At 35.8% G+C, this 2,878-nt stretch carries 2 protein-coding genes; both read left to right on the top strand.

From position 1 onward, the window contains the following. Window positions 1–32 precede the first annotated feature (32 nt). Window positions 33–2,123: a DUF7657 domain-containing protein gene (locus A5875_RS07500; RefSeq protein ID WP_088933019.1), complete on the top strand. Its 2,091-nt coding sequence runs from the start codon at window positions 33–35 to the stop codon at window positions 2,121–2,123. Between the two features lie 116 nt (window positions 2,124–2,239). Beyond that, the coding region (locus A5875_RS07495; protein WP_176244632.1) for an EpsG family protein at window positions 2,240–2,878 on the top strand (639 nt) is incomplete at its 3' end.

The raw sequence follows: 2,878 nt of genomic DNA, 5'->3' as shown, positions 1-2,878 counted from the left end.
CACATTTAAATTTTTATTCTCAGGAGGAAAAAATGGAGACAAGGGCACAAAAGCGAACGAGTGAAATACCATATGAAAGAACAAGGAAAAATCCTTTTGTGTGGATTGTTGATCAAATTATTCGTTTCCGTTATCTTATTGGTGTACTATTTCTAATATTAATCGTTGTGCTAAATTTAAATGGAAGTTCAATCGGCTCTTGGGACAGAATCGTTTCAGAACGTAGTGATGACAAGAAATCAGATGTTATCTTCGGAGAAAATCGGGAAGTCCGTTCAGACGAGTGGATGGTACAGACACCGTTTTATTTCTCGCAAGCTGAAAGTGACTATCCAGTTGTGAATAAACAGTATGGCAAAGAAGGGCAAAATATGATTATTGCCTACAATTCACCAGTCAAGGACTTGACTGTAATTGGAAAGCCATTCAATTGGGGCTTTTTCTTTTTAGGAAAAGAACGTGGACTGTCCTTTTATTGGGGCTTCAAAATCATCGCGATGCTTCTATTAAGTTTTGAGATGGTCATGATTTTGACGAAACGCAACAAATATCTGTCGTTGTTGGGATCATTCTGGATCACTTTTTCACCATCGATTCAATGGTGGTTTATGCAGCATGTAGGAGATTTGATGTTCTTCACACTGGCAATCATGGTAGCCAGTTATTATTATATTGCGAAACATAAAAATGTATTACTGCGTCTGCTAATGATGAGCTTGATTGTTATAAACGGAATTGGATTTGTTTTAGTTTTGTATCCAGCCCATCAAGTACCGCTGGTTTATCTGATATTATTTTGGTTGTTTGGTACATTGATTCACTTCAGAAAAGAACTGGTATTAGACATTTGGGATTTGCCAATTATTATTGGTGGTCTTGGAGTTATTAGCTTTGTTCTTTTACACTTTTACAGCACGTCAAAAGAAGCAATCGATGCAACGCTAAATACAATTTATCCTGGACATCGGGAAGCCGAAGGAGGAGGACGTCCGCCGTCTGATTTTTTCCTGTTTTTGACAAACTGGAAAATTCCTTTCGAGAATTTCAATTTTCATGGAACAAATAATGGGGAAGTTGCCTCTTATTTCAACTTTCTACCATTGACTGTACTTTTATCCCCGTTTATTTTCTTTTCTAAAAAAGGAAAAGAAGAAAAATATTTAGGAATTATCTTGGGATTGTTCTGCTTATTTATTTTTGGATGGACATATTTTGGCTACAGTCATGGAATTGCGAAAGTCTTGATGCTGACTTATGTAACAAGTACACGTAGTTTGGTGACATTAGGCTTTGGTGCTGTATTGTTATCATTATGGATGATCAACTTCATCTGGGAATACGTAAAAATCCCTTGGTGGATAAAATTTATTTTCTTAGCTCTAATCATGATACTGGCGACACATTCGGTGACATCGTCAATTATGGGATTGTATTTCAATAACTTTGAGATTTTTATGACTTTAGTAGTTTTCGCGTTAATTATGTTTGCTTTATTGTTCAAGCTCAAGAAGTTTTTTATATTGGCAATGACTGTCATCGTGCTGGTTTCAGGAGTATTTGTTAATCCAATTGTTCATGGCACCGGGGCAATTGATAAAAAGACCTTGGCTGAAGAAATTGTTAAGATCAAAAAAGAAGATCCGGATGCTATCTGGTTGTCGGAAGGCGATCTTTATAACTTTACACCTGCTTTAGGTGTGAAGACGATTAATTCGGTTCGCTTTTATCCAGATATGAAAATGTGGCACAAGATCGATCCTAAACATAAGAATGAAGAGATTTATAATCGGTATGCGCATGTAAGGGCCTTTATTGATAAAGGTAAAACAGAATTTCGTTTAGATCGACCAGATAATTTTACTGTCAATCTCAATTTTACTGATTGTAAAAAGCTTGGGATCAAATACGTGATCAGTAAACGTCCATTAGAAGATTATAATCCACTTAATTATGCGCAATTTGAGGAGATATATGGTCCTGACAAAGATAAATGGTCAATTTATCGTTTGAGCTTTACTTCAGATGAGTTGCAGGCAGAGGCCGCAGTTGATCCAATTGGTGGAACAGATAATTATCAAGAAATTCCTCAACCAGCGCCTACTGAAGATGGCTATATCAATTAGAAATTGTTTTATTTTTTAGAATTGTTCTACTCGAAGGGTTAAGAATAATAAACTAGGTCATTTATAAAAGGTATTATGAATTTTTCTATAAAATTAGGAAGAGAATGGGTGTGTATATGAGTTACTTACTTTTCATAGGCGTTGGAAGTTTGACTGCAGTTTTTAGAAAGAATAAATTCTTGTGTATTATACTTGTCACTCTTTTTTGGATTGCGATGACATTCAACACTACGATTGCGGACAGAGGGCAGTATATAAATTTTTATAAGGATCCCATTGCAGCAAACGAAGAATGGGGATACACATACCTTCAATTAGCAGCTAAAGCAATAGGGTTGCCTTTCCAAGCATTTTTTGCTATTGTAATTGGTTTGTCACTACTATTGATGCTTTACTCTGTGTTCAAGGCATCAATTAATCCAGGGTGGACGCTCTTTTTCTATACAATTTTTCCGTTTACAATGGATGCTGCGCAAATTAGAAGTTTTGTAGCAGCAGCGTTTATTACTACTGGCTTAGTAGTTTTAGCGAAGGATCGTAGTTGGTTAAGTATTGTTAAGTACTTAGCACTTGTAACAGGAGGTGTGATGTTCCATTATTCGGCACTTTTTTTCTACTTGGTCATAATCGCCTATTTTGTTCCACCGCTCATTTTGTATCTTATAACAACTTCGTCGGCTATTTTTATTTCATTAAATCTTGGGAGTGTAGTGAAGACTTTAGGACAGTTGCTACCGTTTATCGATTATAAAATA

It is taken from the genome of Enterococcus sp. 3H8_DIV0648, assembly GCF_002140655.1.
GTDB lineage: Bacteria > Bacillota > Bacilli > Lactobacillales > Enterococcaceae > Enterococcus_A > Enterococcus_A hulanensis.
This window is presented reverse-complemented; position numbering and strand designations above follow the sequence as displayed.

What these genes read in the sequence shown, in the direction of transcription:
- A5875_RS07500 (WP_088933019.1), top strand. Translation starts at nt 33, where the DNA reads ATGGAGACAAGGGCACAAAAGCGAACGAGTGAAATACCATATGAAAGA.